Source organism: Streptomyces albireticuli, assembly GCF_021228125.1.
Taxonomy (GTDB): domain Bacteria; phylum Actinomycetota; class Actinomycetes; order Streptomycetales; family Streptomycetaceae; genus Streptomyces; species Streptomyces albireticuli.
The window spans coordinates 35,554-61,209 of record NZ_JAJQQS010000005.1; the positions used below are offsets into that span (position 1 = coordinate 35,554).

Genomic DNA, 25,656 nt, shown 5'->3' on the forward strand with positions numbered 1-25,656 from the left:
TGAAGGGTGGCGTGACCGTGTCGGCCCGTACCGTCCCCGAAGCCACGCCAGAGACCCCGCCGCGCACCACCCCGCGCCCCGCCCCGCAGGCGGAGGACCAGGAGCCCGACCCGGGCCCCCGCAGCCGGGGCGCGGACGCCCGCGCGCTCACCCAGGTGCTCTTCAAGGAGTTCGTCACCCTCACGCCCGGCACCCCCGAGCACACCCGCGTACGGGCCGCCCTGATCGAGGCCAACCTCCCCCTGGTGCGCTACGCCGCGGCCCGCTTCCGCAGCCGCAACGAGCCCATGGAGGACGTGGTGCAGGTCGGCACCATCGGCCTCATCAACGCCATCGACCGCTTCGACCCCGACCGCGGGGTGCAGTTCCCGACCTTCGCGATGCCGACCGTGGTCGGCGAGATCAAGCGCTACTTCCGCGACAACGTCCGCACCGTCCACGTCCCCCGCCGGCTGCACGAGCTCTGGGTGCAGGTCAACGGCGCGAGCGAGGACCTGACGGTGCTGCACGGGCGCACGCCCACCACCGCGGAGATCGCCGAGCGGCTGCGGATCCCGGAGGAGGAGGTGCTGGCCTGCATCGAGGCCGGCCGCTCCTATCACGCCACCTCGCTGGAGGCCGCCCAGGAGGGCGACGGGCTGCCCGGCCTGCTGGACCGGCTCGGCTACGAGGACCCCGCTCTCGCCGGGGTCGAACACCGGGACCTCGTGCGCCATCTGCTCGTCCAACTGCCGGAGCGCGAGCAGCGCATTCTGCTGCTGCGCTATTACAGCAATCTGACGCAGTCGCAGATCAGCGCCGAGCTGGGCGTCTCCCAGATGCATGTCTCCCGGCTGCTCTCCCGGTCCTTCGCCAGACTGCGGTCCGCAAATCGAATCGATGCCTAACCCTCACGGGTGACACCCCTCCGATGTCAGTGGGCAGATATGTCGACTTGACGCTACAGCGTGTTGCCGACATGTGACATTCTGCTGGAACTGCGTTTGCCACAGCCCGGCCTCCGGTATTCAGGTGGAGGCTGAACCCCTCGCACGAGGGAGTTGCTGTGACCCGTCCGCGACCTCAAGGGGGTGGCATGTCCGTAGACCTGGGCAGCGCGAAGGTGCTCGCCAACGACGCACCGCACGCCGTGCTCGACGACTGCGAAGCCATCGACACCCGCACCCTCTCCCGCTCGCTCTTCCTGCGGCTCGCCGCGCTCGACAGGGACAGCGCGGAGCGTACGTACGTCCGCGACACCCTCATCGAGCTCAATCTCCCCCTGGTGCGCTACGCCGCGGCCCGCTTCCGCAGCCGCAACGAACCGATGGAGGACATCGTCCAGGTCGGCACCATCGGCCTGATCAAGGCGATCGACCGTTTCGACTGCGAACGGGGTGTGGAGTTCCCGACCTTCGCGATGCCGACGGTCGTCGGGGAGATCAAGCGTTTCTTCCGTGACACCAGTTGGTCCGTGCGGGTGCCGCGCCGGCTCCAGGAGCTCCGGCTCGCCCTGACCAAGGCGAGCGACGAGCTGGCGCAGAAGCTCGACCGGTCCCCGACCGTCCCCGAACTGGCCCTGTGCCTGGGCGTCTCGGAGGACGACGTGGTCGACGGCCTGGCCGTGGGCAACGCCTATACCGCCAGCTCGCTGGACTCCCCCTCCCCCGAGGACGACGGCGGCGAGGGCTCCCTCGCGGACCGCCTGGGTTACGAGGACAGCGCCCTGGAGGGTGTGGAGTACCGCGAGTCGCTCAAGCCGCTGCTGGCCAAGCTGCCGCCCCGCGAGCGGCAGATCATCATGCTCCGTTTCTTCGCCAATATGACCCAGTCGCAGATCGGCGAGGAGGTCGGCATCTCCCAGATGCACGTCTCCCGGCTGCTCACGCGGACGCTCTCCCAGCTCCGGGAAGGACTCATCGCCGACTGACCACTTCCACGCGCCACTCCCCGTACGTACCGGCCTCCGGCCGGTGTATGTACACCTGACGGGTCGTCAGCCACACTGGGCCGATGCGACGGAAGACGATAGTCTCCGCCTCCGCTTCCGCCGGTGCCGCCGCGCTCGTCCTGGGGACACTGCTGGCGGGATGCGGCGGTAGTGACCGCGACGGCTATGTCGCGACGGGGGCCGCCGGACCCGGCTCGTCCCGCTCGGTGGACGGGGCCGTACCGCCCAGGGGCGGTGTGGAGATGGTTCCGCTGGACAGCGGATCCGGACCGTCCGTGACACCCACCGGAAAACCTTCGAACGACGCCTCGGCAGCTCCTTCGGACGACCCCGCGAAGGACTCCACGGCAGCAGCGCCGCACGCCCCGTCGAGCGCCCCAGGGCCGCCGAAGACCTCGGCAGGACCCTCCGGTCAGGCCTCGCCCCACCCCGGGAGACCACCCGGTGGCGGCACGGGCGGCGGGCACTCCCCTTCGGGACCGCGCCCCGGACCGGGCGGCGGCCGACCGCCGGAACCCCCGGCCCCCTCCTCCTCGGCACCCGGCGACGGCCCCTCGCCCACCCGCCCCGCGGAACTCACCGTCGGCACACCGCGACGGGAGCCCGACGAGGGCCGGCGCTGGTGCGAGCGGGTCACCGTCCCCCTCCACAACACCGGCGGCCGCCCGGTCACCGCCGGCATCCTCACCTTCGGCACCCATGTCATCGGCCCGCTCGGGATGGACTGGGTGACCGTACGGTCCACGGCGCCGCTCCCGGCGCCGATCGCCGCGGGCGGAAAGGCGGAGCCGGCCTGGACGGTCTGCGTCGACGCCTGGCGGGTGCCGCTGGGCTGGCACGTCGAGACGCGGGACGTGACGGCGGAGTGGTCCGACGCGGCGAAGCGCCCCTGACGGAACGGCGCGGCCGGACGCGGCCCCGGCCGCCCCGGAAACGTTCCCGCTAGCCGAGCGCGAGCCAGGCCACCGCCGCGATCACGGCGATCGCGACGACCACACCGACGATCACGCCGACCCGCGGCCCGGACGAAGCGGTGGCGGCCGGAGCCGCCGGGGCCGCCGCGCGGCGGCCGGGCGTGCCCTCGTCGACGAAGGCACGGAACATCTGGGTGCTGCCCGCCGGGTCGTAGGAGCCCTCGGGGTTCTGCTGATGGGGGTTGGCCATAGGCCAGGACCCTAGCGAAGAGGCAACACGAAGCGCGCGCCGGGCCACCACTTCGGTGACGGCGCGACACCCGCGCCCGGACCCTCACCCCCGAGGCAGGCCCCCGGGCCCCTGACCGCGCTGACGCGCGGTGGCCTCAATCGCCGGCCGGGCTGGATTTCGCCCTGGCCGAGGTCGGCTCTCCGCTGCGCCAGGGGCTGCCGCTCCAGCCCGGCTCCGGGCGTTGAGAACCGGGGTCCGGGGCGGAGCCCCGGTTCGGGAAGGGGCGGGTAGGGGACAGAGCCCGGCGCAGCCGCCCCGCACCCGCACCCGCACCCGCACCCGGCCGTACACCCGCACCCCATCGGCCCCCAAACCCCTCCCACCTGCCCCTTTACACCTCACCGGCGAGCTCTTGAGCGTTCCTTTACCCGGAAAGAGACGATTTCGTTTGCCTTCAGCAACCAATAACTGCTTCCATGGTTGCCTCAAGCAACCGAAAGAGGTGACGCGTGGCAGCGCAGGAGCAGTACGAGGAGCTCGCCCGGCAGCTGAGCGCCGTCGCGGCCGTCCGGCGCGATCTGGGCCGGCTGCTCCCTCCCGACTGCTCGCCCGCGTCGGCCGTCGTGCTCGCGCTGGTCCAGAAGCACGGTGAGCTGCGGATGAGCCGGCTAGCCGAACTGATGGCCGTCGATATGTCGGTGACCAGTCGTCATGTCACCTACGCGACCGAGCACGGCTGGCTCGTACGGCTCCCCGACCCCGCCGACCGGCGCTCACGGCTGCTCAGCCTGAGCCCGGACGGCGAGGCGCTGCTACGGGAGGTGTCCACGCGCTACACACAGGCGCTGGCCACCTGCCTCCAGGACTGGTCGGACGACGACATCGGCGCCCTCACCGGCCTCCTTGCGCGGCTGCGCACGAGCTTCGGCGACTGCCGGGCCCGGCCCCAGCACCTGGCGCACGCGGCGGACGCCGCGGCGGCGGGCTGACCCCCGTGCCCCGCCCGTCGCCCTCACCCCTCTTCACCCCCCGTTCCCGAGCCCACCTCCCCTACCAGGAGATCAGGAGTAAGAAACTCAATGGCTAAGACCACACCCGCCGGTGTGGGGGCCGTCCACGACAAGCACGGAGGCCCCGCCGGCTCCGACGCCCCCATGACGCATCGGCAGATCATGGAGGCGCTGTCCGGCCTGCTGCTCGGCATGTTCGTGGCGATCCTGTCCTCGACGATCGTCTCCAACGCCCTGCCGGAGATCATCTCCGACCTCCACGGCAGCCAGTCCTCCTACACCTGGGTCGTCACGGCCTCGCTGCTGGCGATGACCGCGTCCACCCCGCTCTGGGGCAAGCTCTCCGACCTGTTCAGCAAGAAGCTGCTGGTCCAGATAGCCCTGATCGTCTACGTCGCCGGTTCCGTGGTGGCCGGTCTCTCGCAGAACACCGGCACGCTGATCGCCTGCCGGGTGGTCCAGGGCATCGGCGTCGGCGGTCTGTCGGCGCTGGCCCAGATCATCATGGCGGCGATGATCTCCCCCCGGGAGCGCGGGCGTTACAGCGGCTATCTCGGCGCGACCTTCGCGGTCGCGACCGTCGGCGGCCCGCTGCTCGGCGGCGTCATCACGGACACCGACTGGCTCGGCTGGCGCTGGTGCTTCTACGTGGGTGTGCCGTTCGCGGTGATCGCGCTCATCGTGCTCCAGAAGACGCTGAAGCTCCCGGTCGTGAAGCGGGACGTCAAGGTCGACTGGCTGGGCGCCTTCTTCATCACCGCCTCGGTGACGCTCCTGCTGATCTGGGTGACGCTGGCCGGCAAGAACTACGACTGGCTGTCCTGGCAGACCTACGTCATGGTGGCCGGCTCGGTCGTGCTGGGCGCGGTCTTCGTCTACGTCGAGTCCAAGGCGTCCGAACCGATCATCCCGCTGCGGCTGTTCCGCAACACGACGATCACCCTGGCCTCGGCCGCGAGCCTCTTCGTCGGCATCGCGATGTTCAGCGGCACGGTCTTCTTCTCGCAGTACTTCCAGCTCGCCCGCGACAAGTCGCCGACGATGTCCGGCGTGATGACGATCCCGATGATCGGCGGCCTGTTCCTGTCGTCGACGGTCTCCGGCCTGATCATCACCAAGACCGGTCGCTGGAAGTCCTGGCTGGTCTCGGGCGGTGTGCTGCTCACCGCGGGCCTCGGTCTGCTCGGCACGATGCGCTACGACACCCCGTACTGGCACCTGGCGATCTATATGGCGCTGGTGGGTCTCGGCATGGGCATGATGATGCAGAACCTGGTGCTCGCCACGCAGAACCAGGTGTCCCCCAAGGACCTGGGCGCGGCCAGCTCCGTCGTCGTCTTCTTCCGCTCCCTCGGCGGCGCGGTGGGCGTCTCGGCGCTCGGCGCGGTCCTCGGCCACCGGGTGACGGACTACGTCAAGGACGGCATCACCGCCCTCGGCCCGGAGGCCGCGGCGGCCGCCGCCAAGGGCGGCTCCGGCGGCGGGATCCCGAAGCTGGACGCGATGCCGGCCCCGATCCGCACCGTCTTCGAGAGCGCCTGGGGCCACGGCGTCGGTGACGTCTTCCTCTACGCGTCCCCGTGCGCGCTGCTGGCCTTCGTCATCACGCTCTTCATCAAGGAGGTCAAGCTGTCGGCGCAGGCCGGTGGCACGACGACCGCCACCACCCAGGCCCCGGCACCGACCGAGGCGACGCCGGCCCGGCAGGGCGGCTGACAGACCCCGTCGTCCGGTCGCGCGCCTCGAGCGGAGCGCGCGAACGGGCGGCGGCCCCGGGAACCGAACGGCAAAGGCGTTCCCGGGAACCGGCCCCGGTGAGGGTGCGCAGACGCAGGCAGGGGACGGCCGGCGCGCACCGCACCGGGGCCTCACACGTTTCCGGCCTCCGGGGGCTCCGCCCGGTCCCGGAGGGCCTCCATCCCGGCGATCACGGTCTCCAGGGCGATGTCGAAGGTCTCCCGCCGCAGGGTGCTGACGGCCTCGTCGCCGCCGTCCCGGAGCAGCTCGCCCGCGTTCCCGTAGTTCTCGGTGAACTCCGGCCGGGCCGCGACCAGCTCCGTGACCTGCCGGAAGTACTCGTCCATGGAGACTCCTGAGGCTCGGGAGCGCTCCTGGTGCAGCGCCTCGATGGTGCAGAAGCCGTAGATGAACTGGAAGAGGGCGGCGAGCGAGCCCGTTCGCTTCTCCGGGGCGACCCCGCTGCGCGCCATCACGGCGAGCGTGGACTCCGCGAACGTCATCGAGCGCGGTCCGATGTTGAGGTACCGGCCCAGGAGCTGACTCGCCCACGGGTGCGCCATGAGGAGGTCCCGGTACTCCGTGGCGAGGCCGCGGAGCTGGTCACGCCAGTCGGCGTCCTCGTCCGAGAGGTCGGGGGTGGAGAGCTCCGCGCAGATCTCGTCGAGCGCGAGCTCCATCAGGTCGTCCTTGGTGTCGACGTACCAGTAGACCGACATGGCGGTCACGCCGAGATCGGCGGCCAGCCGCCGCATCGAGAACTTCGCGAGCCCGTCGGCGTCGAGCAGCCGCACCGTGGCCGCGACGATGCGCTGCCGGTCGAGCGCGGCGCCGTCGCCGCCCTCCGCCTTGCGCTTGGGAGCCGCGGTCCCGGCCCCGGCCAGCCACACACTGGGACGCGGCCGCCCCGCCCGACTCCCACCCGGCATGCGCGTTCTCCCTCTCACTGCCGACACCTGCCTGAATGCTAGGCCGTGCGCCCCGTTTGCCCTTAATCACCGTTCCGGGACCCCGCCCTTCGTGGCCACGCGCACCCTGCCCGGTTCCGGGCGACAACTCAGCCGTCCGGCGCTTGAGGACCGGGGTCCGGGGCGGAGCCCCGGTTCGGGAAGGGGCGGGTAGGGGACAAGGCCCCGCGCAGCGGCACCCCACCCGCACCCACCCCGCACAGACCCCGCACTCACCCCCGCACAACCTTCCGCTCCGCCCGCCACAGCAGCACCGCCGCAAGCACACCGCCAACCAGCACCGCCCCCGCACCCACCAGCTGACTCGCCTGCACCCCGGAGGCGAACGCGTCCGCGATCGCCGACCGGTCCGCGTCCGTCCGCGCCCGCGAGAGCGCCTCCGGCAGGGAACCCGCGCCGACCGCCGCCGCGGGCACCAGCGCCGCGAAGCGGGAGTTGAGGACGGCGCCGAGCACCGCGACGCCCAGGCCGTTGCCGGACTCCTGGAGCGTGCCGTTCACGCCCGCGCCCACGCCCGCCTTCTCCGGCGGGATGGCCGACATGATCGCGGTGGCCATGGCGGGCATGGAGAGCGCGATGCCGGAGCCCATGAGCACCAGGCCCAGCAGCATCCCGCCGTAGCCGTCCGCGCCCAGCACCGCGACCGCCGCGAGCCCGGCCGCCAGCAGCGTCATCCCGCCGGCGATCGAGGCGGGCGTGCCCACCTTCGGCAGCAGCCGGGCGCCCACACCGGTGAGGTTGAGCAGGACGATCATCAGCGCCAGCGGCGACATCCGCAGACCGGTCTCCAGCGGGTCGTAGCCGAGGACGAGCTGGAGGTGCTGCGCGAGCAGGAAGAGCGAGCCGCCCATGCCGAAGGCCACCAGGACGGAGCCGGAGACCGCGCCCACGAAGCGGCTGTCGCGGAAGAAGTGCATGTCGAGCATCGGGTGCGGGATCCGCTGCTCCCACAGCGCGAAGGCCGCCAGGACGACCAGGCCCACCCCGGCGGAGGCGAGCACCCGGGCGGACGTCCAGCCGTGCTCCGGCCCGGAGATGATCGCGAAGGTCACGCCCGCCATGCCGACGGTGGACAGCAGGGCGCCGAGCAGGTCCGGGCGGTCGCCGCTGGGGTTCTTCGACTCGGGTACGAGCCTGGCCACGGCGAGCAGGCCGAGCGCCGCCACCGGCAGGTTGACCAGGAAGATCGCGCCCCACCAGAAGTGGTTGAGCAGCGTGCCGCCGACGAGCGGGCCGGCGGCGAAGCCCAGCGAGCTCACCGCGCCCCACAGACCGATGGCCTTGGCGCGCTCGTCCGCGTCGAACACCTGCATGATCACGGCGAGCGTGGTGGTCATCAGCAGCGCGCCGCCGACGCCCATCCCCGCGCGGGCGGCGATCAGCTGCCCGGTGCTCTCCGAGAGCCCCGCCGCGAACGAGCCGACGCCGAACAGCGCGAGGCCGGCCATCAGCATCTTCTTGCGCCCGTAGCGGTCCGCGGCGTTGCCGGCCGTGAGCAGCAGCCCCGCCTGGACCAGCGAATAGGCGTTGAGCATCCACTGCACGTCCGAGGTGGACGCCCCCAGGTCGGCCGTGAGGGAGGGGATCGCGACGTTCAGCACCGTGTTGTCGAGCAGCACGGTGAGCTGGGCGAGGCAGATCACTCCGAGGATCACCCAGCGGGTGGGATTGCGTCGCGGCGGGATCTCCGCCGTGGCGCCGGATGTGTCCGCGGTCGTCGCGGTCATGAAGGAACCCCCTTGTACGGTGTACGAGCCGAAGCGTTGTACACCGTACAGGGCCAGCTCTACGCCGTACAAGAGTTTTTATCCGGCGGGCCTGATGAGGTAGCCGGCGCCGCGCCGGGTGTGGATCATCGGCTCCCGCCCGGCGTCGATCTTCCGCCGCAGATAGGAGATGTAGAGCTCGACGACGTTGGCCCGGCCGCCGAAGTCGTAGGACCAGACGCGGTCGAGGATCTGGGACTTGCTCAGCACCCGGCGCGGGTTGCGCATCAGGAAGCGCAGCAGCTCGAACTCGGTGGCGGTCAGCCGGATCTCCGCGCCGCCGCGGGAGACCTCGCGGCCGTCCTCGTCCAGCACCAGGTCGCCGACGGTCAGGACGGAGCCCTCGCGCGGGGCGGCGGCGTGCGAGCGGCGCAGCAGCCCCCGCACCCGGGCGACGACCTCCTCCAGGCCGAACGGCTTGGCGACGTGGTCGTCGCCGCCCGCGGTGAGCCCGGCGACGCGGCCGGGGGCGGCGTCCCCGGCCGTGAGGAAGAGGACCGGCACGCCGGGGTGGTCGCGGCGCAGCCGGCCGAGGACGGTGAGCCCGTCCATGTCGGGCGGCGCCACATCCAGGACGACGGCGTCCGGCCGGAAGTCCCGGGCGGCCCGGACCGCGCCCGCGCCGTCGGCCGCCGTCCGCACGTCCCAGCCCTCGTAGCGCAGGGCCAGGCACAGCAGCTCGGCGAGCGGCGCCTCGTCGTCGACGACCAGGACGCGTACGGCGCCCCCGCCGTCACGCGACGGCTCCCGGTGCGGCAGGTCGCCGTGCGTCGGATGGTCGCGCGACACACGGTCGCGCGGCGGTGCGGTGCGGGCGGTGGCGGTCATGCTGACGAGGGTGGGGGCGGCGGGTGAGAGCCGCCTTTCGCGTACCTGTGATTCGCCTGAGAAATCACAGGGCCCCACTCCCGGGCACCCGGGCACCTGGGGACCCGGACACCCGACACCCGACACCCGACACCCGGACACCCGGACAGCCGGACAGCCGGACAGCCGGGAACAGCGGAAGGCACGGCCCCGGGAATCCACGGACCAAGATCGGAATAAGCGGATGAAACCTCCGGTTGACCTTCGCATGGCACACACCACAGACCTCGGCACGATCGGCCTCTGGAGCACCGCGTTCCGGGCGGACACCCCGGACGCGCTCGGCGAAATCCGCGAGGCGGCGGCCGAATTGGAGGAGCTCGGCTACGGCACGCTCTGGATCGGCGGCAGCCCCCGGCTCGACGACACGGCCCCGCTGCTGGAGGCGACCGAGCGGGTCACGGTCGGCACCAGCATCGCCAGCATCTGGGACCAGGAGGCGGCCGAGGTCGCCGCCGGGTACGCGGCGCTCACCCCGGAGCGGCGGGAGCGGCTGGTCCTCGGGCTCGGGGCCAGCCACGGCCACCTGGCCAAGGACTACGCGCGCCCGTTCTCCGCGATGAAGGACTACCTGACGGCGCTGGACACCGCCCCCGTGCCGCTGCCGGCCGAACGGCGCATGCTGGCCGCGCTCGGCCCGAAGATGACCACCCTCGCGGGCGAGCGGGCGGCCGGGGCGCTGCCGTACCTGGTCAACGCCGAGCACACCGCGCGGGCCCGCGAGCTCCTCGGCGAGGGGCCCGTGCTGGCACCGGAACTGAAGGTCGTCCTCGACGCCGACCTGTCCCGCGCCCGCGAGACCGCGCGCGAGTTCCTCTCCTTCTACCTGCCGATGCCCAACTACACCAACAACCTCCTGCGGCTCGGCTTCACGGAAGAGGACTTCGCGGGCAACGGCAGCGACCGGCTGCTCGACGGGGTCTTCGCCCTCGGTGACGCGGAGGCGGCGAGCGCCCGGGTGCAGGAGTTCATCGCGGCCGGCGCCGACCACATCGCCGTCCAGGTCGTGCTGCCCGGCGGGATCAAGCACCACCGCGCCACCCTCGCCCGCGCCGAATGGCGGGCCCTCGCGGAGGCGCTGCCCCTCGGCGGGTGACCGGGGAACGCCGAAGGCCCGGTACGTGAGTACCGGGCCTTCGGTCTTAGTAGCGGGGACAGGATTTGAACCTGCGACCTCTGGGTTATGAGCCCAGCGAGCTACCGAGCTGCTCCACCCCGCGACGGTCGAGTAACCATACCCCAGAATCTGGAATCCGGTTCCTCGGCTGTGCGCTCGGCAGGATTCGAACCTGCAACCTCTTGATCCGTAGTCAAGTGCTCTATCCGTTAAGCTACGAGCGCTCGGCTTCCCGGCGGATTTTCTTGCCGGTCGGCGTTGCGTGGACAACATTACATGAACTCCGCCGTGACGCGAAATCCATTCCCCCCACCCGCTCCGACCTGCGAAAACAGGCCCTGGAGGCCTTCCGGAGAAGATCGCTGGGGACGCGCCGGGGACGGGCTTCGGGGCGGGCCGCGCACAAGGCTCGTACGGCGGCCCGGCGAGGGCGGACCACGTTCGGCCGGCCCGCACCCGTACCGCTCGCGCCGTCCGGCCGCCCATGCCGGCCGTTCATGCGACTGCCCATGCGGCCGTTCATGCGAAAAGCCCCGGCCGTCACAAGGACGGCCGGGGCTTTCCGGCACCTGCGGAGGCGGAGGGATTTGAACCCTCGATGGGATTTAAGTCCCAAACCGCATTAGCAGTGCGGCGCCATAGACCGGACTAGGCGACGCCTCCAGCTTCACTCGCGCATGCGCGAGTGGTGCGTGCAGATGATGACACAGCCTTGCGGCCCGCCACCAATCGATCCCTACGGTACCGGGCTTTCACCCGTGGGGGCAAAGACGTTTGCCGACGCGCAACGCGTTGCCGCCCACCGCGTTAGACGGGTGAAGGGTCCGCTCCGGCCCCTTCGGTCCCGCCACAGCTCTGGAGCCCCTCATATGTCCGTGTCCCGCCTCCCCCGCCGCACCCGCCTCTCCCGTTCCGCGCGGCTCGGCCTCGCCGCCTCCGCCGCCCTCGCCCTGGCCCCCGCGCTGCTCGCCGCCCCCGCCACCGCGAGCGCCCTGCCGCTCCCGCTGCCCGGCACCGAGCCCGGCGACCACCTCACCGTCACGGTCACCGACAGCGGCTCCTGGAGCGGCACGCACCACCTCTACTGCCACCCCGACGGCGGCACGTACCGCAACGCCAAGGAGGCGTGCGCGCAGCTCGACCGCCAGACGCACTGGGGCAAGGACCTTTTCGCACCCGTTCCCAAGGACAGCGTCTGCACGATGATCTACGGCGGACCGCAGCGGGCACGGGTCACCGGAACCTGGGCCGGCAGGCGGGTGAACGCCGAGTTCAACCGGAAGAACGGGTGTGAGACGGCCCGCTGGGACCGCTTCTCCAGCCTCCTCGAAGGCCCGAAGAGCACCACCAAGAGCTGACACGAGAGGCATGTCCGGCCTGCGGCAGGACGCCCCGGAGCGGCCCCTCGACGCGCCTCGCCGCACGCGTCGTCCGCCGTCGCCCCCGCCTCCACAGCCTTTAGACTTCCCTCCAGTGACACGCCACACGGCGGTGGGGAAGAGTGACGCCACCGCCGGGCGCGGTCGGCAAGGTGCGGTAACCAGGGAGGAAGCGTCGTCGTGAGCAGCAGGCCATCCCGAGGCGCTGCTCGCCTCGCAGCCATACTCGACGCCCTCCCCGACGCGCTGTTGCTCGTCAACTGCAACGGCACCGTCGTCAACGCCAACCACATAGCGCTGGAGACCTTCGAGGTGCCCGGCACCGGGCTCGTCGGCCGTGGACTGCTCTCGCTGCTCCCGGACTTCGACTCGCGGCGCATCCCCGGCTCGATGCGCCTCCCGGACAACGCGGACAATCGCACCAAGCCGACCAGGATGGTCGCCCGGCGCACCGACGGCTCGGAGTTCCCCGTCGAGGTGACCAGCGCCAATCTGGAGGACGGCCGCACCCCTTACGCCGACCATCAGCCGTACACGGGCGACGAACTGCTGATGCTGGTCGTCCGCGACCTCACCGGCACGCTCGACACCGAGGCCGAACTCGCCCGTCAGCAGCGCCAGACGGAGATGATCCTGCGCGCTGCGGCGGAGGGCGTCGTCGGTGTCGACACCGACGGCAAGGTCGTCCTCGTCAACCCCTCCGCCGCGCAGATCCTCGGCTACCGCGCGAGCGACCTGGGCGGCAAGGAGCTGCATCCGCTCGTCCATCACTCGCGCCCGGACGGCACGCCGTTCCCGTACGACGAATCGCCCATCGCGGACACGCTGCGCTCGGGGCGCAAGCACCGGGTGCGCGGCCAGGTCCTGTGGGCGAAGGACGGGCGCGCGGTGCCCGTCGACCTGACGACCGCTCCCGTGCGCGACGGTGACCAGCTGGTCGGCGCGGTGATGACGTTCACCGACCGCCGGGCGCACGACGCGCTGGCGGCCCGCCACGCGCAGTTGCTGGCCGTCCTGGAGAGCTCGTTGCGCGGGCCGCTCGAACAACTGCGTGCCGAGCTCGGCACGCTGGCCGCGGACCCGGCGGGACAGCTGTGGCCCGAGGCTAACCAGATCCTGCATCACCTCTCCGCCGGATACGCGCGGATGACCACGCTTGTCGACAATGTCCTGGCATATCAGCAGCTGGACGCGGGCGAGGAGAAGCTCGCGAGGGAGAGCGTCTCCCTCGACGAGGTCGTGGCGGCGGGCGTCGAGGGCGCGGTCGAGCTGATCGGCCCCGGCCGGGCGCAGTTCGCGGTGCACGCGCCGCCGATCGAGGCGGAGGTCGACCCGGAGCGGTTCGCGCAGGCGCTGGCGCACCTGATCGCGGACGTCGCGGGCGTCGACGCGACGGGCAGCGCCCCGGCGGGCGCGGCGGCGGCCTCCGGCGACCGGACGATCGTGGTGGCGGCGGCGCAGCGCGGCGAGGTCGTGCGCGTCGAGGTCCGGGGCCCGTACGCGGGCGGTGACCCGGTGCACGCGCCGATCGTGCGGGGCATCGTGCGCGGTCACGGCGGGGTGCTCCAGACCCATGACGTGCCGGGGGCGGCGGGCGGGCACGCCTACGTCCTGGAGGTGCCGGTGTCGGCGAAGGCCGGCCCGGTGTCCGCGTCCGCGACGGCGGAGCGGTCGGCGACGGACACGATGAACGCGACGACGGTCATGCCGGTGCCGTCGCAGCGGGCGCGCGGCACGGATGCCGCCGGGGGCGGCGGCGGGCCGGCCGGTGGTGGCGGGCCGGTAGGCGGCGGTGCGGGCGACGGCGGTGCGAGCGGTGGCGGGCGGGCCGGGCGCGGCGCGCCGGACGAGGCCGCGCCGCCCGTGAAGCCCGCCCCGGCGGCCCCCGCGGAGGCGGCCGAGCGGCCGGAGCCGTCGCCCCAGCCCCAGCAGCCCGAGGCCCCGCCCCAGCCCCAGCCGACGGGGCGTCGGCGGGCGCGGCCGCGTGCGGACGAGGAGCAGCCCGCGGACGCGAGCGGCCTCGTACCGCCGCAGGGCACGGCCGCGCCGACGGGCCGCCGGGCCCGCCGTGACCAGCCCCGCGACCCGGCCCGCGACCAGGCCCGTGACCAGGCCGCGGAGGCACCGCGCGCCGCCTTCGCGCTGCCTCCGGCGGAGGCGGACCGCACGCCCGGGCCCGTTCCGCCCGGGGAGTCCGTCCCGGCGGCGGCGCCTTCCGGGCGGCGCGCCCGCCGCTCCCTGGCGGAAGCGGAGCGTCCGATTCCGGGCCAGGCGAACGCGGAACCGGCCGTCCCCCGGGCCGTCTTCGCCCTCCCCCCGGCCGACGCCGACCGCACCCCCGGCTCCGACGCCCCGAGCGCGACGGCCCTCCCGTCGGCCGACCGTCCCGGGGCGCCCGGCCCGGACACCCCGGCCCCGAAGCCCGGCCCCGGGGCGCGGGCGGGCGACGAACTGGCGGCCCGGGTGAGCCAGGGCGCGTCGGCGCCCTACGCCGTGGTGCCCCCGCAGAACCGGCCGGAACGGCCGGGCGCCGAAGCGGGGCGCCCGGAGGGCGCACCGGGCCAGGACGCGTACGGCCCGAACGGCCCGGCACCGCGGGCGGGCCAGGGCCCGTACGCCGCCGGTCCCGCGAACCACCCGGGGGGCACCCCCGCCCGCCCCGGCCAGGGACCGCAGGCCCCGTACGCCCCGGGAGCCCCGGGAGCCCCGGGCGAAGGCCCGAACGAACCCGGACCGCGGATGGGCCGGGGCGGGTACGGCGCCGACCCCGCGAACCGCCCGGGGGGCACCGCCGCCCGCCCCGGCCAGGGACCGCAGGACCCGAACGGGCCGGCACCGCGGACCGGCCAGGGCCCGTACGCCGTCGGCCCCGCCCGCCCGGCCGAGGGACCGCAAGACCCGCACGCCCCGAACGGTCCCGCGCCGCAGGCGGGCCCGGGCGCGTACGGCGCCGACCCCGCGAACCACCCCGGCGGCGGCACCGTTCCCCGCCCGGGCCAGGGACCGCAGGACCCGAACGGGCCGGCACCGCAGGCGGGCCGGAGCGCGTATGCCGCCGACCCCGCGAACCACCCGGGGGGCACCGCCGCCCGCCCCGGCCAGGGACCGCAGGACCCGAACGGCCCGGCACCGCGGCCCGGCCAGGGCCCGTACGGCGCTGATCCCGCGAACCGCCTCGGTGGCGCCGCCCCTGCCCGCCCCGGCCAGGGACTCCAGGGGCCCTACGGCCCGGACGCCCCTGGTGAAGGCCCGAACGGCCCCGTGTCGCAGGCGGGCCCCGGCGCATACGCCCCTGGCGCCTCGGACCGCCCCGGCCAGGGACCGCAGGGCCCCGACGGCCCCGCGCCGCAGGCGGGCCCGGGTCCGTACGCCGCCGACACCACCGTCCGCCCCGGCCAGGGCCCGTACGGCGCGGACGCGCCCAACGGCCCCCTGCCCGGTCCCTTCGGCGCCGAGGCCATGGGCGCGGGTCCGGACGATCCCGTACCGCCGACCGGCCGGGTCCCCGGCCCGTACGGTGCCGACGGCCCGGCGGGTGGCCTTCCCGCGCCGCCGCGCCCGGGCCTCGGCGGACCCGGCCCGCGTCCCGTCGGCCCCGACGGTCCCGGCAACCCCGCGTCCGCGCCGAACCCGCCCGGGCGTCCGGGCACCGCGCCCGGCACGGGAACCGGGCCGGTCCCGGTCGTACCGGCGGACGCGGCCGCGCGGCCCGAGGGCGGCGACGGCCCGTACGCCGCCGGCCCCCCGCGTGGGACCGGCGCACAGGACCCGGCGCCCCGGCCCGCATCGGGCGCGCCCTTCGCGCCCCCGCACCCGCGGCAGGCACCCGACGGCCCCGGGCCGCACCCCCAGGGCGCCGACGCGTCAGGGGAGGCGTCCGGTCGTACCGGCGCGCTCCCGGGTCAGGGGGCCCCGGCCCCCTTCGGCACCCCGCATCCGCAGGAGGCCGACGGCCCCGGCCGGAGCGAGCGGCACGAGGCCGCGCCCACCGCGGACGCGCCCCCGCAGGCCGACGCGCCGACCGGCCGCCGCCGGGCCCGTCGCGCGCTCGCCGAGGAGCCCGGCGCGGCGGCGCAGGCCGACAAGGCCCGGCAGATCAGCGTCCGTACGCTCGGGCAGGGCCCCGGCGCCGGGGACACCCCGCCCGGCGGGACCCCCGTGGGCTCGGGGCGCCGCCGCAAGCTGGGCAACCCCGCCGAGGGCGAGCGCGAGGCGCGCACCACGCCGCCGAGCGCGGCCCGCCCGCAGCCGCTCGGCGGCCCGGAGGGGCGCGCGTTCGCCATAGGCGCGCCGGACGAGGGCTCCGAGGGCCCCGAACCGCTCGACGGGCCCAACGGCGCGGTGGAGGTCGTGAGCGCCCCCCGCCCGCCGATGGACGACGAGCTGCCGCCGGAGCCGCTGGACAACCCGCGCCGGCTGCTGGTCTGGCCGGCGCCGGACGACTCGACGCGGCAGGCGCTCACCGAGCGCGGCTACCGCCCGGTCATCGTGCACTCGCGCGAAGAGGTCGACGCGCAGATAGCGGCGTACCCGGCCGCGCTGTTCGTCGACCCGCTGACCGGTCCGATCACCCGCACGGCGCTCCAGTCACTGCGTCAGGCGGCGGTCGCGGCGGAGGTCCCCGTGCTGGTGACGGCCGGTCTGGGCCAGGCCGCGCGCGAGGCGGCGTACGGGGCCGACCCGGCCGTCCTCCTCAAGGCGCTGGCGCCGCGCGACAGCGAGATGCACCCGCCCCGGGTGCTGCTGATCGAGGAGCACGAGCCGATCGCGCTCGCGCTGACGGCGACGCTGGAGCGGCGCGGTATGCAGGTGGCGCGCGCGGCGACGGACGCCGAGGCGGTCACGCTCGCGGCACAGCTGCGGCCGAACCTCGTGGTCATGGACCTGATGCAGGTGCGGCGCCGCCGCGCGGGCATCGTCGACTGGCTGCGCGGCAACGGCCTGCTGGCCCGTACGCCCTTGGTCGTCTACACGTCCCCGGAGGCGGACCCGGCGCAGTTGGGGCTGCTGGCCACGGGCGAGACGGTGCTGTTCCTGGCGGAGCGGTCGACCAGTGCGGAGGTGCAGGGGCGGATCGTGGATCTGTTGTCGAAGATCGGTACGGACTGATCGACGGCCGGGGGTGGGGGTGGGTGCCGCTGCGCGGGGCCTTGTCCCCTACCCGCCCCTTCCCGTAACCGGGGGCAAGCCCCCGGCCCCCGGCCGCGCTGACGCGCGGTGTCCTCAAGCGCCGGACGGGCTGAATTCCGCCCGGTTCCGGGCAACGAATCAGCCCGTCCGGCGCTTGAGGACCGGGGTCCGGGGCGGAGCCCCGGTTCGGGAAGGGGCGGGGCTGGGGAAAAGGCCCCGCGCAGCGGCGAACCGTCAGGCCCCGTCCCCCTCGTCCCGCCTCGTCAGCCGCCGAGCCGCCGTCCGCACGGACTCCCGCAGGCGAGCCGCGTCCGCCTCCGTCTCCCCCACCAGCAGGCGGCGGAACTGCGGGACGGCGGACGGCCAGCCCGCCAGGGCGCTGATCATGAAGACCAGGTCCTGCGGCGGGAGGATCCGCTCCACCGTGCCCTTCTCCTGGGCGTCGGCGAAGGCCCCCGCCTTCGCCTCGTAGCTCGCCCGGCGTTCGGCCTCGTGGGGGATCTCGGCCGTGCCGTACTCCAGGCCCTCCCAGAGGAGCAGGCGCAGGAGTTCCGGGTGAACGCGGTGGTACTCCATGAGGCGGTCGACGTAGCCGTCCGGGTCCTCCGCGTCGACCGGGTTCGCGCGCGCGAGGTCGAGGAGGGCCCGCTGGAGCACCTGGGAGAACAGTTCGGCCTTGTCGCCGAAGTAGGCGTAGATGAGCTGCTTGTTGGCCTTGGCCTCGCGCGCGATGCGGTCGATGCGCGCGCCGGCGATGCCGTGGGCGGCGAACTCGGCGGTGGCCGCCGCGAAGATGCGCGCCTTGGTGGCCTCGGGGTCCCTGACTACTGCCATGCACACAGGGTAACCAACTATTTGGTTGACAGTCCGGGCACGCGAACCACAGACTTACAACCAACCAGTTGGTTGTAAGTCTGTGTCCGAGTCGAAGCCGAGCCGAAGCCGAGCCGAAGCCGTCCTCCCGGGAGCGTCCACCACCCATGCCGACACCGCCGACACCCACCCGCACCAGCCCAGGACCCACCGTCGCGGCCACCGGCACCGCCGCGCGCGGACGCCCCGCGGGATCCCCGGCCGGCGAGGGCTCGCGGACCGGCCCGCGCAACGGCGTCCTGCTGTCCGTCATCGCCCTGTGCACCGCCGTCACCGCCGCGAACATCTACCTCGCGGCCCCGCTCCTCGGCCTGATCGCCGAGGACTTCGGCGTCGCGCCCTCCGCGGTCGGCTGGGTGGCGTCGGTGGCCCAGCTCGGGTACGCCCTCGGCCTGCTGGCCTTCGCCCCGCTGGGCGACACCGCGAACCGCCGCCGCCTCGTCGGCGTCCTGTCCGGCCTCGCGGGCCTGGCGCTCGTCGCCGCCGCGCTCGCGCCCGGACTGCCCGCGCTGGCCACCGCCGTCCTGGTGGCCTGCGCCGCCACCGTCGTACCGCAGCTGCTGGTCCCGCTCGTCGCCGAGCGCGCCCCGGCGGAGCGCCGCGCCCGGCATGTGGCGGCGGTGGTGGCCGGCCTGTTCACCGGCATCGTCGCCGCGCGCGTGCTCGGCGGGATCGCCGGTCAGGCGTACGGCTGGCGCGCCGTCTTCTACGGCGCGGCGGCCCTGACGGTCGCCATCGGCCTGCTGACCGCCGCGCTGCTGCCGGCGGAGACCCGGCCGCCCCGCCGCGCCCGGCCGCTCAGGACCATCGCGGCACTGCCGGGCCTGATGAGGTCGTCGGCGGAGCTGCGGGCCGCGTGCCTGCGCCAGGCGGGCCTGTTCGGCGCCTGGAGCGCCCTGTGGACGACGCTGGCGCTGCTGCTGACGGCGGACGAACCGTTCCATCTGTCCACCGCGACCGCCGGCCTCTTCGGCCTGTTCGGCCTGGTCTCCAGCGCCGTCGCCCCCGTCTCGGGCACGCTCATCGACCGCTTCGGCCCGCGCCGCGTCGTGACGTCCGGGTACGCGCTCGCGGCGCTGTCCCTGCCGCTGTTCTGGCTCGGCGGCCACCGCCTGTGGGCGCTCTACGCGGCCGCCGTGCTGATCCACGCCGGATTGATGGCCGGTCAGGTCGCCAACCAGACGCGCGCCCTGGGCGCGACCGCGAAGCCGGCGTCGGCGAACACGGCGTACGTGGTGACGGGGTTCCTGGGCGGGGCGTCGGCTTCGGCGCTCGCGGGGCCAGCGTTCGCGTGGTGGGGCTGGAACGGGGTGTGTGCCATCGCTTGTGTGTGGATGGCGGCGGGGTGGGTCGGCGGGGCGGCGTCCCGCGCGTCTGCCGCTTCCGCGTAGCGGGGGCGGGGCGTAGGGGGTGCCGCTGCGCGGGGCCTTTCCCCGGCCCCGCCCCTTCCCGGCCCGGGGCTCCGCCCCTTTCCGACCCGGGGCCCCCGCTCCGGGCCCCGGCCCTCAGTCGCCGGACGGGCTGAATCTCAGCCCGTCCGGCGACTGAGGACATTCGGGAAGGGGCGGGTAGGGGACAGGGCCCGCGCGGCGGCGACCCGCCGTCACCCCACCCTCACCCCGCCACCCCGTCCCGCGGCGCCACGAACCCCACCGGCAGCCGCCGCGGATCGAACCGCGGCTCCCGCCCCGGCGGCGGCGCGTACACCGCGTCCAGCACCAGCGTGCCCAGCACCGCCGTCCGGGCCGGTTCCTGAGACCACAGGCGGGTCGGGTCGTGGAGCGCGGGCGTGTCGTCCGGGCAGGGCAGCTGGGCGGTGAGGCGGAAGCGCGCCGGGAGGCGGTCCGGGAGGCCCGCCGTGAGGTAGTCCGCCGGGCGGGCGAGCGCCGTGTCCGGCGTGAGCGCGGGCAGCGGGCGCTCCGGCTGCCAGCTCAGCCGGGCCCACCGGGTCCGGTCGGCGGCGTCGACGAGGCCGAAGGTGTGGACGGCGTGGTAGGCCACCCCGGTGAAGCTCTCGGCCGGCCGGGACGCCTCCGCCAGGGCCGTCGCCGTGGCGGCCTCCGGGTGGCGCTCCAGGAACGCGGGGACGGCCGCCGGGTCGGGCGAGCGGACCGCCCGCAGGTATTCGCGCATGTCGGCGCCGGTACGGGCGAAGAACACCGGCAGGGTGCCGGCCACCAGGTCCATCTCCCGCCCCTCGCCCGCGTGGAAGCGGACCGCGAGGCGCTGCTCGCCGGGCGCGCCGTCGTGGCCGTTCCGCCCGCGGGGCGCGCTGGAGAAGTGCGCGACGACCGGGACCTCGGGCCCGGTCAGCAGCGCGGCCGAGCCGAGGGCCGCGGCCTCGGGGGACGGGTCGAAGCGGCCGGTGACCCAGATGCCGCGGGCGGGCGGGACGCCGTCGTGGGGAGCGTCGGCGCCGACAGTGACCGAAGGCAGTGCGATGGCGGAGGGCTGCATGGTGTCGACGTTACGAGCCCGGCGCCGCGAGTGAATCGGTCACCGTATCGGTGGCGCCGCGATTGGCCGGAACGGGCCGTACCGCCTCTTTCGGGGAACCTCCCGCGCACCGCGCGCGACGGCGTCGCCCGCACCGGCCCGTACCGGCCCCTTACCGCCCTGCCCTGCCCCGACCCACCCCGCCCCGCCCCGCCCCGCCATAAACGGAACTTTCCATTCCATCAAGGGATTTGGTGACACACACCATGGCTTTCCCTGACGGAGATCTGAAATGCCCCCTTATAGGATCTCCAACAAATGACGCTGTACGGACGGCACCACGAAAAAGCGGAGCTCGACCGCGTTCTGGACGGGGCGCGCGAGGGCTCGGGGGCGGGACTGGTGCTCTGGGGCGATCCCGGTATCGGCAAGACCGCGCTGCTGGAGGACACCGCCCTCACCGCCGCGGACTTCACCGTGCTCTGCTGCCGGGGCACGCGCATGGAGTCCGGGCTCGCCTTCGCCGCGCTGCACGAGCTGCTGTGGCCGGTCGTGGACCGCATCGGCACGCTGCCCGCCGCGCAGGCCGCCGCGCTGCGCGGCGCGCTCGGGCACCACCGCGACCCCGCCGACCGCTTCCTGATCGGCGCCGCCACCCTCACCCTGCTGTCCGAACTCGCGGGCGAACAGCCCGTATTGCTGGCCGTCGACGACGCCCAGTGGCTGGACGAGCCGACCGTCGACTGCCTCTGCTTCGTCGCCCGCCGGCTGCGCACCGAGCCGGTCGCCCTGCTGCTGGCCACCCACGCCGACCCCGCCCGCGGCCCCTGGGGCCGGCTGCCGTCGCTGGAGGTCACGGGCCTCGCCGACGCCGACGCGCGGCTGCTCGCCAGGGCCGCCCGGCCCGGCGCCGACGAGCTCACCCTGGACCGTACGGTCCGGGTGGCGGCCGGTAATCCGCTCGCGCTCCAGGAACTGCCGGGCACGCTGGATCCCGTGGGACCGGAGCACCCCGGCGCGCCGCCCGGTGCCCTGCCCGGCGCCCTGCCCGGCGCACGGCACACCGCCGAGTCCGCCGCCCCCGCCGCCCCCGGACTTCCCGAAGCCCCCACCGCCACCCCGCCGTTCCCGGTCGGCCCCCGGCTCCGCCGCGCCTTCCACTCCCGTATCGACGCGCTCACCCCCGCCGCCCGCACCCTCCTCCTGCTCATCGCCACCGAGGAACGGGGCGAACAGTGGGTGCTGCGCGAGGCCGCCGCGGAGCTCGGCGCCGGCGACGACGTCTGGGACGAGGTGCGGTGGTCCGGGCTGCTGACCGCGCGCGACGGCCGGGTGCGGGTCCGCCATCCGCTCGTCCGGGCCGTGGTCTACGAGGACGCGCCGTTCGCCGCGCGGCGCGCCGCGCACCGGGCCCTCGCCCGGGCGCTGGCCGGCGAGGACGCCGACGAACTGCGCGCCTGGCATCTGGCCGCCGCCTGCGACGGGCCCGACGAGGAGGTCGCCGCGCTGCTGACCGACGCGGCCTCCCGGGCGTGGGCGCGCGGGGGCTGCGCGTCCGCCGAGCGAATCCTGCGGCGCGCGGCGGAGCTCTCCCCCGGGCCCGCCGGGGCGGCCGTACGCCTGGCGCGCGGGGCGCGGGCGGCGTGGGAGGCGGGGCGGGTGGACGCGGCGCGGGAGCTGCTCGACCGGGCCGCGCGGCTGTCGTCGGACGAGGAGGTCGCCGAAGTGAGCGGCGGCCTGCGGGGGCTGATCGAGTTCGCCCACGGCGACCAGGAGACCGCCCACCGCCACCTGCTGCGCGACGTCCCGGCCCTCTCCCGGCCGGAGAAGGCGGTGGAGCTGGCCGGAGTGGCCGTACGGGCCGGCTGGTCGGCCGGTTCGCCCGCGCTCCAGGACACGGCGCTGCGGGTGCTCACCGCGCTGCCGGACGTACCGCCGGCGCTGCCGGGCTGGTGGCGCGAGGAGGGCACCGCGCCCGCGCTGACCGACGAGGCCGTCGCCCATCTCGGGGCGGGTTCGTGGCGGCTGATGCCGCCCGCGCCGCTCGCGATCGCGTGGGGCGCCGAGGAGGCGCTGGCGGAGGCCCTGGAACGGAAGGTCGCCGGGCTGCGGCGGACGGACGCGGCGACCGCGCTCGTACTGACCGTGCCGCAGACCGCGACGCTCGACCTCGTGCGCGGGCGGTGGGCCGACGCCACCGCGAACGCCGCGGAGACGCTGCGGCTGGCCGAGGAGATCGGCGCCGACCACGCCGCGTCGCAGTGCCGGAACGTCCTGGCCTGGACGGCCGCGGCGCGCGGTGACGAGGCGGCCGTCGAGGAGCTGAGCGCGCGGGCGCTGGAGCGGTCGGTGCCGCGCGGGATGCGGGCGCTGACCGCCGCCGCGTACTGGAGCCGGGGGCAGCTGGCGCTGCACACCGGGCGCGCCGAGGAGGCGTCCGGCCTGCTGGAGCGGCTGTCCGAGCCGGGGCACGACGCCGCGCACGGCACGTTCGCGCTGCTCTCGGCGGCGGACGCGGCCGAGGCGGCGGTCCGGGCCGGCCGGCCGGAGGCGGCGCTGCCGCACGCGCGGCGGCTGCGGGAGTGGGCGGACCGTACGGGCACGGCGTGGGCGGCGGCGGCCGCGGACCGCTGCGCCGCGCTGCTGGCCGAGGACCCGGCGGAGGCGGAGGCGCTCTTCCGGTCCGCGCTGGCCGGGCCGGGCGCCGCGGCGCGCCCCTTCGACCACGCCCGTACGCGGCTGCTGTACGGCGAGTGGCTGCGGCGCGCCCGGCGCCGTACGGACGCCCGGGCGCAGCTGGCGGAGGCGGCGGAGACGTTCCGCCGCCTCGGCGCGGCCCCTTTGCTGGCCCGTGCCCTGACCGAGCGAGAGCTCACCGGCCGGCAGCCGCGCCGCCCCGGCCCCGGGGACACGGGCGCGAGCCTCACCCCGCAGGAGCGCCGGGTGGCCCGGCTGGCGGCGGAGGGCCTGACCAACCGCGAGATCGCGGCACGGCTGCTGATCAGCCCCAGGACGGTGGGGCACCATCTGTCGAACGTCTTCCCGAAGATCGGCGTCACCTGCCGAACGGAGCTGACGGGGGTCGACTTCGAGGACGGGCCGCGCCTGACGCGGTGACGGCGGGCGCGGGCCGAAGGCCGGGAGGCGCGGGCCGAAGGCCGGGAGCAGGGCTACGCTCCGGCCCGGCCCGGCACCGTGCCGGGCCGGGCCGGGCTGGGGCCGGGGCCAGGGCCGCGGGCGCCACACGGCTCGTCGCCCTCCCGCGGCCGCCGTCCCGACCGGGCCGGGGCCCGTCCCGCACTAGCCCAGGACCGATACCTCCAAGTCACCTTCCGCGTAGAGCTTCCGCAGCGCCCGCTTGTCGAACTTGCCCACCGACGTCTTCGGCACCGCCGGGACGCTCACCCAGCGCTCCGGCAGCTGCCACCGCGCCACGCGCTCGCCGAGGAACGCCCGCAGTCCCGCGTAGTCCACGGTCGAGCCGTCGCGCAGGACGACCGCCGCCAGCGGACGCTCGCCCCACTTCTCGTCGGGTACGGCGATGACCGCCGCCTCCGCGATCTCCGGGTGGTCCATCAGGTGGTTCTCCAGCTCGACCGAGGAGATCCACTCGCCGCCGGACTTGATGACGTCCTTGGCCCGGTCCGTCAGGGTCAGGAAGCCGTTCGGCTTCATCGTGCCGACGTCGCCGGTGCGCAGCCAGCCGTCCTCGGTGAACTTGTCCTCGGGCAGGACGGGTTCCTGGCCGGCACCGCCGTAGTAGGCGCCCGCGATCCACGGGCCGCGGATCTCCAGCTCGCCCGCCGACTCGCCGTCCCAGGGCAGGTGGTCGCCGCCCGGCCCGGCCAGCCGGAGCTCGACGGAGGCGGGGATGCGGCCCTGGCTGAGCCGGTACTCCCACTCCTCCTCGCCGGTCACCCCGATGGGCGGGTACGCGATGGTGCCCAGCGGCGACGTTTCCGTCATGCCCCAGGCGTGGACGATCCGCACACCGTGCCGCTCCTCGAAGCCGCGCATCAGGGCGCGCGGGCAGGCCGAGCCGCCGCTGACGACGGTCTTCAGCGAGGTCATGTCCCGGGGGCGGGCGTCGAGCTCGCTCAGCAGGCCGGACCAGATGGTGGGCACGCCGGCGCTGACCGTCGGCCGCTCGGTCTCGATCATCTCCGCGAGCGGGGCGGGCTGGAGGAAGCGGTCGGGCATCAGCAGCGACGCGCCCGCCATGAACGCCGCGTGCGGCATCCCCCACGCGTTCACGTGGAACATGGGGACGACCGGGAGGGCGAGGTCGGCCGGGGTGAGCGCGAAGGACGCGGCGGCGTTGACCTCCATGGCGTGGAGGTAGATCGAACGGTGGCTGTAGAGCACGCCCTTGGGCTCGCCCGTGGTCCCGGAGGTGTAGCAGAGGGCGGCGGCCTGGCGCTCGTCCAGCTCCGGCCAGTCGAAGCCCTCGGCCGGGCGGCCGGCGAGCAGCTCCTCGTAGTCGTGCACCTGGGGGCGACAGCCCTCCAGCGCGGACCGGTCGCCGGGGCCGGAGACGACGAGGTGCTCGATGGAGCCCAGGTGCGGCAGCAGCGGGGCCACGAGGGGCAGCAGCGAGCCGCTGACGATCACGACGCGGTCGGCGGCGTGACCGACGATCCAGGCGAGCTGCTCGGGAGGCAGCCGCAGGTTGAGCGTGTGCAGGACGGCACCCATGGAGGGGATCGCGAGATACGCCTCCAGATGGTCGCTGTTGTTCCACATCAGCGTGCCGACACGCTCGTCGCCGACGACGCCGAGCTCGTCGCGGAGCGCGTGGGCCAGCTGTACGGACCGGGCCCCGACCTCGCGGAACGTCCGCCGCAGCGGCTCGCCGTCACCGGTCCAGGTGGTCACGACCGCGTCCCCGTGCACGCGCGCGCCGTGCGCGAGAATGCGGGTCACGGTCAGCGGTACGTCCTGCATCGTGCTCAGCACCGAGGGGCCTCCCATATCTGCGCGCCGCGTTGCGCGAGGTAGTTCCCTGAGATTCTGCTTTCGTTCCCCTCGGTAAGTCACTACTCTGCGGCGACGTTCTCCGGCCGCCGAGGCCGCCCATGGTCCGCACAACTCGAACCAGACCCTTTTGGCCCCCTCGTGGTTCCTTCCGCCCCGCGTCCACTCCACGCCGGACGAGTGGGACAGTCTGCGGATCAGGACGAGCCCGCGCTCAGGTTCACTCCGCGTCCGCGTCTCACGGTGGCGCCGCCGCGTGCCGGGCGCTTCCTCCACCTCGACGCCCACACCCCCGGGGCGCACGTACACCTCGACGGTGACCA

General features: G+C 74.6%; 16 protein-coding genes, 3 tRNA genes and 1 pseudogene. 10 read left to right on the forward strand and 10 right to left on the reverse strand.

What is annotated here, in order from left to right:
* The first annotated feature begins 11 nt into the window (after nucleotides 1-11).
* The 3 genes from LUZ64_RS10870 (at nucleotide 12) to LUZ64_RS10880 (ending at nucleotide 2,823) form a co-directional block, all read left to right on the forward strand.
* Nucleotides 12-887 carry an RNA polymerase sigma factor SigF gene (locus tag LUZ64_RS10870; RefSeq protein ID WP_372471963.1) on the forward strand — a complete coding sequence of 292 codons (876 nt, stop codon included), beginning with the start codon at nucleotides 12-14 and terminating at the stop codon, nucleotides 885-887.
* Between the two features lie 188 nt (nucleotides 888-1,075).
* Nucleotides 1,076-1,909, forward strand: a complete 834-nt coding sequence (locus LUZ64_RS10875) for an RNA polymerase sigma factor SigF (protein WP_087927110.1) — start codon at nucleotides 1,076-1,078, stop codon at nucleotides 1,907-1,909.
* 83 nt (nucleotides 1,910-1,992) lie between these two features.
* Entirely contained in the window at nucleotides 1,993-2,823 is an 831-nt protein-coding gene (locus LUZ64_RS10880; RefSeq protein ID WP_095581265.1) for a hypothetical protein, read from the forward strand.
* Nucleotides 2,824-2,872: 49 nt separating this feature from the next.
* Here LUZ64_RS10880 and LUZ64_RS10885 read toward each other — a convergent pair whose 3' ends face one another.
* Entirely contained in the window at nucleotides 2,873-3,094 is a 222-nt protein-coding gene (locus LUZ64_RS10885; RefSeq protein WP_095581266.1) for a hypothetical protein, read from the reverse strand.
* A 491-nt stretch (nucleotides 3,095-3,585) separates the two neighbouring features.
* On the opposite strand from LUZ64_RS10885, the gene LUZ64_RS10890 reads away from it, so the two are divergent.
* Entirely contained in the window at nucleotides 3,586-4,065 is a 480-nt protein-coding gene (locus tag LUZ64_RS10890; RefSeq protein ID WP_095585080.1) for a MarR family winged helix-turn-helix transcriptional regulator, read from the forward strand.
* Between the two features lie 165 nt (nucleotides 4,066-4,230).
* Nucleotides 4,231-5,772, forward strand: a pseudogene (locus LUZ64_RS10895) (MDR family MFS transporter); the annotation flags it as partial.
* A 182-nt stretch (nucleotides 5,773-5,954) separates the two neighbouring features.
* Here LUZ64_RS10895 and LUZ64_RS10900 read toward each other — a convergent pair.
* The 3 genes from LUZ64_RS10900 to LUZ64_RS10910 form a co-directional block, all read right to left on the reverse strand.
* Nucleotides 5,955-6,752 (reverse strand): TetR/AcrR family transcriptional regulator, encoded by a 798-nt coding sequence (locus LUZ64_RS10900; RefSeq protein ID WP_095585079.1) that lies wholly within the window; start codon nucleotides 6,750-6,752, stop codon nucleotides 5,955-5,957.
* 251 nt (nucleotides 6,753-7,003) lie between these two features.
* Nucleotides 7,004-8,518 (reverse strand): MFS transporter, encoded by a 1,515-nt coding sequence (locus LUZ64_RS10905; RefSeq protein ID WP_095584315.1) that lies wholly within the window; start codon nucleotides 8,516-8,518, stop codon nucleotides 7,004-7,006.
* A gap of 78 nt (nucleotides 8,519-8,596) precedes the next feature.
* Nucleotides 8,597-9,385 (reverse strand): response regulator transcription factor, encoded by a 789-nt coding sequence (locus tag LUZ64_RS10910; RefSeq protein WP_095584314.1) that lies wholly within the window; start codon nucleotides 9,383-9,385, stop codon nucleotides 8,597-8,599.
* 247 nt (nucleotides 9,386-9,632) lie between these two features.
* On the opposite strand from LUZ64_RS10910, the gene LUZ64_RS10915 reads away from it, so the two are divergent.
* Nucleotides 9,633-10,520 carry a TIGR03620 family F420-dependent LLM class oxidoreductase gene (locus tag LUZ64_RS10915; protein ID WP_095584313.1) on the forward strand — a complete coding sequence of 296 codons (888 nt, stop codon included), beginning with the start codon at nucleotides 9,633-9,635 and terminating at the stop codon, nucleotides 10,518-10,520.
* A gap of 50 nt (nucleotides 10,521-10,570) precedes the next feature.
* Here LUZ64_RS10915 and LUZ64_RS10920 read toward each other — a convergent pair.
* The 3 genes from LUZ64_RS10920 to LUZ64_RS10930 form a co-directional block, all read right to left on the reverse strand.
* Nucleotides 10,571-10,644: transfer RNA gene (locus LUZ64_RS10920), tRNA-Met, on the reverse strand.
* Between the two features lie 48 nt (nucleotides 10,645-10,692).
* Nucleotides 10,693-10,765: transfer RNA gene (locus LUZ64_RS10925), tRNA-Arg, on the reverse strand.
* A gap of 348 nt (nucleotides 10,766-11,113) precedes the next feature.
* Nucleotides 11,114-11,204, reverse strand: a tRNA-Ser gene (locus LUZ64_RS10930).
* A gap of 206 nt (nucleotides 11,205-11,410) precedes the next feature.
* Here LUZ64_RS10930 and LUZ64_RS10935 point away from each other — a divergent pair.
* Both LUZ64_RS10935 and LUZ64_RS10940 read left to right on the forward strand, forming a co-directional pair.
* Nucleotides 11,411-11,899 carry an SSI family serine proteinase inhibitor gene (locus LUZ64_RS10935; RefSeq protein WP_232389918.1) on the forward strand — a complete coding sequence of 163 codons (489 nt, stop codon included), beginning with the start codon at nucleotides 11,411-11,413 and terminating at the stop codon, nucleotides 11,897-11,899.
* A gap of 201 nt (nucleotides 11,900-12,100) precedes the next feature.
* Entirely contained in the window at nucleotides 12,101-17,029 is a 4,929-nt protein-coding gene (locus tag LUZ64_RS10940; protein ID WP_232389917.1) for a PAS domain-containing protein, read from the forward strand.
* Nucleotides 17,030-17,284: 255 nt separating this feature from the next.
* Here the strand turns inward: LUZ64_RS10940 and LUZ64_RS10945 are convergent, their stop codons facing one another.
* On the reverse strand, nucleotides 17,285-17,884 hold the full coding sequence (locus LUZ64_RS10945; RefSeq protein WP_095584534.1) for a TetR/AcrR family transcriptional regulator: 600 nt from the start codon (nucleotides 17,882-17,884) through the stop codon (nucleotides 17,285-17,287).
* Between the two features lie 146 nt (nucleotides 17,885-18,030).
* Here LUZ64_RS10945 and LUZ64_RS10950 point away from each other — a divergent pair, with 146 nt between their 5' ends.
* A complete protein-coding gene (locus LUZ64_RS10950; protein WP_232389916.1) occupies nucleotides 18,031-19,314 on the forward strand; it encodes an MFS transporter in 1,284 nt (427 codons plus the stop codon).
* 223 nt (nucleotides 19,315-19,537) lie between these two features.
* Here the strand turns inward: LUZ64_RS10950 and LUZ64_RS10955 are convergent, their stop codons facing one another.
* Complete coding sequence (locus LUZ64_RS10955; protein WP_095584544.1) at nucleotides 19,538-20,380, reverse strand: catalase; 843 nt, start codon at nucleotides 20,378-20,380, stop codon at nucleotides 19,538-19,540.
* Nucleotides 20,381-20,677: 297 nt separating this feature from the next.
* Between LUZ64_RS10955 and LUZ64_RS37115 the strand changes: the two genes are divergently transcribed.
* Entirely contained in the window at nucleotides 20,678-23,476 is a 2,799-nt protein-coding gene (locus LUZ64_RS37115) for a helix-turn-helix transcriptional regulator (RefSeq protein ID WP_269755662.1), read from the forward strand.
* 183 nt (nucleotides 23,477-23,659) lie between these two features.
* On the opposite strand, the gene LUZ64_RS10970 is transcribed toward LUZ64_RS37115, so the two are convergent.
* Entirely contained in the window at nucleotides 23,660-25,315 is a 1,656-nt protein-coding gene (locus tag LUZ64_RS10970; protein ID WP_095584661.1) for a long-chain fatty acid--CoA ligase, read from the reverse strand.
* Nucleotides 25,316-25,656 lie beyond the last annotated feature (341 nt).